This is a genomic window from Actinacidiphila oryziradicis, from assembly GCF_005047355.1.
Lineage (GTDB): Bacteria > Actinomycetota > Actinomycetes > Streptomycetales > Streptomycetaceae > Actinacidiphila > Actinacidiphila oryziradicis.
This window is the reverse complement of record NZ_SUMC01000041.1, coordinates 65,540-72,790: the sequence shown is the minus strand read 5'-3', so window position 1 is coordinate 72,790 and position 7,251 is coordinate 65,540. Positions and strand designations below refer to the sequence as shown.

The window sequence follows — 7,251 nt, the reverse complement described above, 5'->3', positions numbered from 1 at the left end:
TCCCGGACGGAGTCTGGGGGAGAGTCGTCGACTGACGACAACGCCGCGAGCTCCCCCAGCTACCGCTGGGAGGTGCCCCCAGTGCCAGGGCACGCGACGCCGCGGAGATCGGCCGGACAGGCCCTAGCCGCGCGGGGCGCGCACCGTTCCCGGGCGGCGCCCCGGCCTCCTACCCACCCACCCGCTGAGCTTTGCGACAAGCTCCTGCCCCGGCCACGCAACCGCCCTCCGGCCCGGGGAGCCGACCGCCGAGGGCAGCGTCTCGCCCCAGCGCGAAATGGCGCGCCAACGTCACAGCGTGCGGGCGACCGCCGCAGCCACGAGCCGGGCTGTCCCGCTCGCCGGGCAAGGAGCGGGCGGGTCGGGCAAAACCCGCGCCCCCTCAAGGCATCGCAGCCGTGAGCTCGGTCAGGGCCCCCACCGTGCAGGTGGCGAGGCGGTCGAGGTCGGGGATCGCGGCGGCGTCGGCGAGGAGGCCGACGTGGACGCGGCCGTGGTACGTGGAGAGGGCGATGGCGAGGGACTGGCCGTGGGCGAGGGGGGCGAGGGGGTAGAGCTCGGCGAGGCGGTGGCCGCTCAGGGAGAGGGGGATGTCGGGGATGGGGACGTTGGTGATGAGGACGTCGTAGAGGAGGCGGGCGGTGCGCCCGAGGACGGGGGCGGCGAGACGGTGGGCGAACAGCGGGAGCGTGTCGGCGAGGAGGGCGACGGCGCCGGGGCCGCCGTCGGGGCCGGTGGCTTTGGCGGTGTCCATGGTGCGGCGGACGGCGCGGAGGCGGGCGAGGGGGTCGGTCTCGGCGACGGGGAGCCGGATGAGGTAGCCGGAGAGACGGTTGCCGGGGCCGGGCTCGGAACGGCGGCGCCGACGGGCGACGGGGATGAGGGCGCGCGGGGCGGGGCCGCCCGGGTCGTCGCCGCGGTCGTGCATCCAGCGGCGCAGGGCTCCGGCGACGACGGCCATGACGACGTCGTTGACGGTGCCGCCGCTGGACTTGCGGATCCGGTTCAGTTCATCGAGGTCCAGTACGGCGGTGGCGAGCCGCCGGGTGCCGCTGGAGGAGGAGCCGAGCGCGGGCGGCCCGAAGGGGTCGAGGGCCGCCCTGACGAGGGCGCTGCCGATGCCGAGCGCCCGCCCGGCCTCACGGACGAGCCGGCGCGCGTCGGGGACGGTCGGGATCAGGCTCGTACGGGCCGGAGGCGCGGCGGCCGGCATGGGGGGCAGTCCCGCGCCCTGGTCGAGGAGCGCGGCGCCGACCTGGACGGCGCGCAGCCCGTCGGCCAGGGCGTGGTGCAGCTTGACCAGCACGGAAAAGGCGGGGCGGGAGGCACCATCCCCGCCTGCGACAGCCCCGCCCGCGACGGCCGCGCCTTCGATCACGTAGACCTCCCAGGGCGGCCGCGTCCGGTCCATCGCCCGTGCCATCAACTCGGCGACGGGCTCCCGGGTGACCCGTACATGGCGCGTGGCGTCGAAGGTCTCGTCGGGTGTCCAGACCGCGCCGCCCGCCGGGAACCAGACGTCCCGTACGCGCAGCCGCAGCCGCGCTACGGCGGCGGCGCGCTCGGCGAGCAGCGAGGCGATCTGCTCCGGATCGACAGGGGCTCCGCTTTCGAAGACAGCCAGGGCCCCCACACTCAGCGGGTGGCCCGGGGCATCGAGGTGCCAGAAGGCAAAGTCGAGCGGGCTCAGCAGCTCGTCGGCCAAGGATCGTCCTCCGAACGGTCTGTTTGTCCCTGATGCACGGAGTACGAAGTGAAACGCCTGGGATCGATTACAGTCAACGACTGACACGTCACGGAGTGTTAATATCTGGTGTCTTCCTCAGAATCCGCGCGTGCGTTTCGCCGCCCGCCGCCGCGCCGGTTCCGGGCCGGCCGCCACCCGACCCGCCGCGGGCACCTTCAGGAACAGCCGGGCGATCTCGCCACCGAGGTTCACCCCAATGGCCACTGCCAGTGCCAGCGCGGCGGCCTTCGTCAGGGAGGCGAACCCGGTGCTGAGGTGCCCCTGGGTGAGGCCCAGCAGCCCGAAGTATGTCGCCGAGCCGGGGAGCAGCGGACCGATCGCGGCGGTGACGTACGGCAGCGCCGAGGCGTAGCGGTAGCGGGACAGCAGCTGGCCGAAGAGGCCGACCAGCCCCGCCGCGATCACGGTGGCGGCGACCGCCGACATACCGACGAACGCCTTCTGGTGGAGCACCCCGTAGACCGTCCAGGCGACCCCGCCGTTGAGGGTGGCGAGTGGCAGCACCCCGCGCTCGCACTGCAGCAGCACCGCGAAGGCCAGGCTGAGCACCATCGCGGCGACGAGCTGCACCGGCGGGTTCTCGTAGGGGCGCAGCGCCCGGTCCGGGTCGAGATTCGCGCCGAGACTGACGCCCGCGTAGAGGACGAGTGTGACGCCGCTGACGATGCCGGTGAAGAGGTACATGACCTCCAGGAGCCGGGCGGAGGCAGTGATGTAGAAGCCGGTGAGCCCGTCCTGGACGGCTGCGACCAGCGCCCGGCCGGGGATCAGCGCGAAGAGTCCACCGGTGATCACCGCCGACGCCTGCAGATTGCTCGTCCCGGGCAGGAGGTGTCCGAACCGGTCCACCACCACGCCCATCGCCGCCGCCGGCATGGCGGCCACCACGAACTGGTAGAACTCCGGCAGCCCCCGCCCGGAGCACAGCCATGCCAGCCGGTCGCCGAGCATCGCCGCCAGTGCCGCGATCAGGAACACCGCCGGGCTGCCGCCGCCGACCAGGACGCTCGCCGCGCCCGCGAGCAGTCCGCCGGAGGCGGTGATGAGCCAGCCGGAGTAGGGGTGCCGGTTGCGGCGGATCTCAGCGAGGCGGCCGTACGCGTCCTCAAGGGTGAGGGCGGCGGTGGTGATGGAGTCGACGAGCCGGAAGACGGCCGCCAGCCGGGTGTAGTCGGTGCCCCGGCGGCGTACGGTCCGGTTCGCGGTCACCGGCGGGTCCACCAGGGACGGCTGGTACGAGATCCCCAGCAGGGTGAAGGTCACCTGCGGCTCGGCCCGCGCCAGCCCGTACGCGTGCGCCACCCCCAGCATCGCCGCCTCGACGTCCTCCGCGCCCTCGCCGCCCGCGAGCAGCAGCTCCCCGATCCGGAGCGTCAGGTCCAGTACGCGTGGCACGGGTGCCCCGGCGTCGGCCCTGCCCGACGGCTGCTCGGGTGCCGGGCGCTCGGTGACCGGCATGCGGAGCATCGTCCGCATCCGGTCGGGCCACGGCGTCTCCTTCGACAGGCTGACGACCGGGATCCCGGTGGGCGGCGTGAACGCGGAATACACGTGCTGAGCCGGAAGCTGCGCCACCGGCGCCCGGCCCTCGCCGGGGCCGGGCTCCTTGCCGTCGTGCCGTATTCCGTCTTCGTCCGCCACCGGTCGCTACCGCCGGTTCGCTCGGTGCCGGCCGCCGCCGCGCTGCGCGGGGGGCTGGGTGTCGTCGTCCTCGGACGCGGACGGATGCGGGGCGGGCCGGGTGGCCGACGAGGACGCCGCCGGGCCGCCCGCCGCCAGCTCCTTCCTGGTCTTAGCACGGGCGCGCAGATACTCGATGCCGATCGGCACGACGGAGATCAGCACGATGGCCACGAGGATCAGTTCGATGTTCTTGTTGACGAACGCGATCTGCCCCAGCCAGAAGCCCAGCAGGGTGACGCCCGCACCCCACAGGGTGCCGCCGATGAGGTTGTATGTGACGAAGGTCCGGTACTCCATCCGGCTGACACCCGCGATGATCGGCGTGAAGGTCCGGACGACCGGCACGAAGCGGGCCAGGACGAGCGACTTGGGGCCGTGCTTCTCGAAGAATTCGTGGGCCTTCTCCACATTCTCCTGTTTGAAGAGCTTGGAGTCCGGGCGCCGGAAGAGCGAGGGCCCGACCTTCCGCCCGAAGAGATAGCCGACCTGGTCACCGAGGACCGCGGCGAGCGCGACCAGAATCGCCACCAGCCAGATCGGGTAGTGCAGCTTGTTGCCGGAAACGAGCAGGCCGCCGGTGAACAGCAGCGAGTCGCCCGGCAGGAAGAAGCCGATCAGCAGTCCTGATTCGGCGAACACCACAGCCAGCAGTCCGAACAGACCGAGCGTGTTGATGAGGTAGTCCGGGTCCAGCCAGTTCGGGCCCAGCGCAATATTCGTCACACGCACAAAGTATCAATGCCGCATTGCGCTACCCGTTCCCAGGCGCCGCACCTGCGCCTGCGGCCCGGCGACCGGGTGCCGCTGCTGGTCACCCTCGCCCATCTGTACGTCTTCGACCAGGACGGCCGCCGCACCTGCCCGACGCCTGCGGAGCAGCCGGGGCTGGTGGGCTGAGGCCCTCAGGCACGTCGCGGCCGGGGCATCAGCCCAGTTCCTTGCGGATGTACTCCGCGTGGTCGGTGGCGTTGAAGGCAATCCATTCGGTCAGCTCGATGTCGGGTGCGACGGACCGGTCGTGGGCCATGCAGTGCTGCCAGCGCCAGCGCAGTTGCTGCGCGTAGGTGAGCGCCGAGAGGTCGTACGCGTCCATCGGCTCGCCCGCGAACTGGGCGCCGAGGCCGCCGCTGTAGGGCACGGGGACGGTGCGCCACCTGCCGGCGTCGGCGGGGGTGGTGGCGGCGAGGAGGGTGCCCGGGCAGCGGCGCTTGTCCGGGGTGAGGGCGACGCAGCGGAGCGTGGCGATCCGGCCCGGGGCGAGGTAGTGGACGCCCAGCATGAGGGCGACCTCGCGGTCCGGGCCGCTGGTGGTGTGGTCGGCGATCCGGGTGGCGCTGACGGTGGGGGCCTCGGCGGGGCGGGCCCAGGTGCCGGTCTCGACGAGCTTGCGGCTGTGCACGGCGAGGTGGCGGCGGACCGGCAGCAGCCGGGGGTGCGTGTCGCTCTCGTCTGCGGCGGGGCAGACGGCGGTGTGCGCGATACGGCAGAAGCGGGAGCCGCCGTCGCCCGGATAGACGGTGCCGCGTGAGAGATGCCAGCGCTTTCCGTCGGGAATCTGACGGGCCGGGAATTCCTGCGGGACGAGCGGGACGGGGCTGCCGTCCGCCTTGTAGTGCCAGTCGACGTAATTGCCGCAGTAGCGGCAGCGGCGGGTCTGGCCGGCCCGGAGCAGTCGTGAGCTGTTCTCGGGGTGCACCCATAAGCGGCGGGACATGGCCGGCTCCTCCTCCGTTCAGTTCCGCCTGCACATGACGGAATGTCGCGTTTCTGTAACTACTGGTATTTCCCGCCTCATACGCTTCTACACTGCTCCTTCGCGCCACATTCACCACAGGCGCACAACCAACGAAGGGTGCAACCTTGTCCGCCCGCCGCATGACCCTCACCGCCGCCACGGCCATGTCCATAGCCGCCGTGGGCGCCCTGCTCACCGCCGCTCCCGCCGAGGCCGCCGGCTCCGTGCATCTGACGAAGATCTACTACGACTCCCCGGGCAAGGACACCGGCAGCAACGCCAGCCTCAACGCCGAGTACGTCCAGATCAAGAACACCACGTCGAAGGCGGCCAGCCTCAAGGGCTGGGTGCTTGTCGACGCCTCCAGTCACAAGTACACCTTCGGCGCTTTCAGCCTCGGCGCCGGAAAGACCGTCACGGTCCGTACCGGCAAGGGGAGCAACACCACCGGCACGAAGTACCAGAACCGCAAGTGGTACGTCTGGAACAACACCAAGGACAAGGCCACCTTGAAGAAGGCCTCCGGCGCCGTCGCCGACACCTGCGCCTACAACAACGGCTCGGTGGACTACACCGCCTGCTGATCCGCCGACGGCCCGTCCGGAGCCGCCTCGCACGAGAGCACGACAGGCCGACGTACGGTCGTAACGTCGTCTCGTCGTGCGAGGAAGAGGATCCGAATGTCGCTGCACAAAGGCGTGGACAGCCAGCACACCCTGGCCGTCAACCCGTTCTACGGCGAGGCCGACCCGGTCGCCGGGATGCGCACCGCGCCGCCCAAGCACCGGCTGCCGGACGGCCCGATGGCACCGTCGACGGCGTATCAGCTGGTCCACGACGAGCTGATGCTGGACGGCAACGCACGGCTGAACCTGGCGACGTTCGTCACGACGTGGATGGAGCCGCAGGCCTCCACGCTGATGGCGGAGTGCGCCGACAAAAACATGATCGACAAGGACGAGTACCCGCGCACCGCCGAACTGGAGCAGCGGTGTGTGTCCATGCTGGCCGACCTGTGGCACACGCCGGATCCGACGGTGGCCGTGGGGTGCTCCACTACGGGGTCGTCGGAGGCCTGCATGCTCGCCGGGATGGCGCTCAAGCGGCGGTGGGCGAAGCGCAATGCGGACCGGTATCCGGCGACGGCCCGGCCGAATCTGGTCATGGGCGCCAATGTGCAGGTGTGCTGGGAGAAATTCTGCGCCTTCTGGGAGGTGGAGGCGCGGATGGCGCCCGTGACCGGGGACCGGCTGCATCTGGATGCCGAGTCGGCGGTGGCGCTGTGCGACGAGAACACCATCGGTGTAGTGGCCATTCTGGGTTCGACCTTTGACGGGTCGTATGAGCCGGTGGCCGAGATCTGCGCGGCACTGGACGAGTTCGAATCGCACACGGGACTGAATGTGCCGGTCCATGTCGACGGCGCCTCAGGCGCGATGATCGCGCCTTTCCTCGACCCGGACCTGGTCTGGGACTTCCGGCTGCCGAGGGTCGCTTCCATCAATACGTCGGGGCACAAGTACGGGCTGGTGTACCCGGGGGTGGGGTGGGCGTTGTGGCGTGACACCGAGGCACTGCCGGAGGAACTGGTGTTCCGGGTCAACTATCTCGGCGGCGACATGCCGACCTTCGCCCTCAACTTCTCCCGCCCCGGCGCGCAGGTCGTCGCGCAGTACTACTCGTTCCTGCGCCTGGGCCGCGACGGCTACCGCGCCGTCCAGCAGGCCAGCCGCGATGTCGCCCAGTCGCTGGCCCGGCGCATCGAGGAGCTCGGCGACTTCCGGCTGATCACGCGGGGCGACCAGCTGCCCGTGTTCGCCTTCACCACGGTGGAGGGGATCACGTCGTACGACGTCTTCGATGTCTCACGGCGGCTGCGCGAACGTGGCTGGCTGGTGCCCGCGTACACGTTTCCGCCCGACCGCGAGGATCTGGCGGTACTCCGGATCGTCTGCCGCAACGGCTTCTCCACCGACCTCGGCGACCTGCTGATCGCCGACCTCAGCCGGCTGCTGCCCCAACTGCGTGAGCAGCCGGGGCCGCTGCACCGGCGGGGCAAGGCGCCGACCGCCTTCCACCACTGAGC

The 7,251-nt window shown here is 71.0% G+C and carries 7 protein-coding genes; 3 read left to right on the top strand and 4 right to left on the bottom strand.

Annotated elements, in window-relative coordinates; genetic code table 11:
- Window positions 1–382: 382 nt before the first annotated feature.
- From FCI23_RS32810 to FCI23_RS32800, 3 genes are all read right to left on the bottom strand, one after another.
- The gene (locus FCI23_RS32810) at window positions 383–1,705 is read right to left on the bottom strand and encodes a wax ester/triacylglycerol synthase family O-acyltransferase (RefSeq protein WP_136727658.1); all 1,323 of its coding nucleotides are present in this window, start codon (window positions 1,703–1,705) and stop codon (window positions 383–385) included.
- Window positions 1,706–1,822: 117 nt separating this feature from the next.
- Window positions 1,823–3,388, bottom strand: a complete 1,566-nt coding sequence (locus tag FCI23_RS32805) for a threonine/serine exporter family protein (protein WP_136727657.1) — start codon at window positions 3,386–3,388, stop codon at window positions 1,823–1,825.
- A 6-nt stretch (window positions 3,389–3,394) separates the two neighbouring features.
- Window positions 3,395–4,153, bottom strand: a complete 759-nt coding sequence (locus FCI23_RS32800) for a DedA family protein (protein ID WP_136727656.1) — start codon at window positions 4,151–4,153, stop codon at window positions 3,395–3,397.
- A 15-nt stretch (window positions 4,154–4,168) separates the two neighbouring features.
- Here FCI23_RS32800 and FCI23_RS56895 point away from each other — a divergent pair, with 15 nt between their 5' ends.
- Window positions 4,169–4,327 (top strand): hypothetical protein, encoded by a 159-nt coding sequence (locus tag FCI23_RS56895; RefSeq protein ID WP_169317035.1) that lies wholly within the window; start codon window positions 4,169–4,171, stop codon window positions 4,325–4,327.
- Window positions 4,328–4,355: 28 nt separating this feature from the next.
- Here the strand turns inward: FCI23_RS56895 and FCI23_RS32795 are convergent, their stop codons facing one another.
- Window positions 4,356–5,144, bottom strand: a complete 789-nt coding sequence (locus FCI23_RS32795) for a DUF6083 domain-containing protein (protein ID WP_136727655.1) — start codon at window positions 5,142–5,144, stop codon at window positions 4,356–4,358.
- Between the two features lie 161 nt (window positions 5,145–5,305).
- Between FCI23_RS32795 and FCI23_RS32790 the strand changes: the two genes are divergently transcribed.
- Entirely contained in the window at window positions 5,306–5,749 is a 444-nt protein-coding gene (locus tag FCI23_RS32790) for a lamin tail domain-containing protein (protein WP_136727665.1), read from the top strand.
- Between the two features lie 96 nt (window positions 5,750–5,845).
- Window positions 5,846–7,249: a glutamate decarboxylase gene (locus FCI23_RS32785; RefSeq protein ID WP_136727654.1), complete on the top strand. Its 1,404-nt coding sequence runs from the start codon at window positions 5,846–5,848 to the stop codon at window positions 7,247–7,249.
- The last annotated feature ends 2 nt before the right edge of the window (window positions 7,250–7,251 follow it).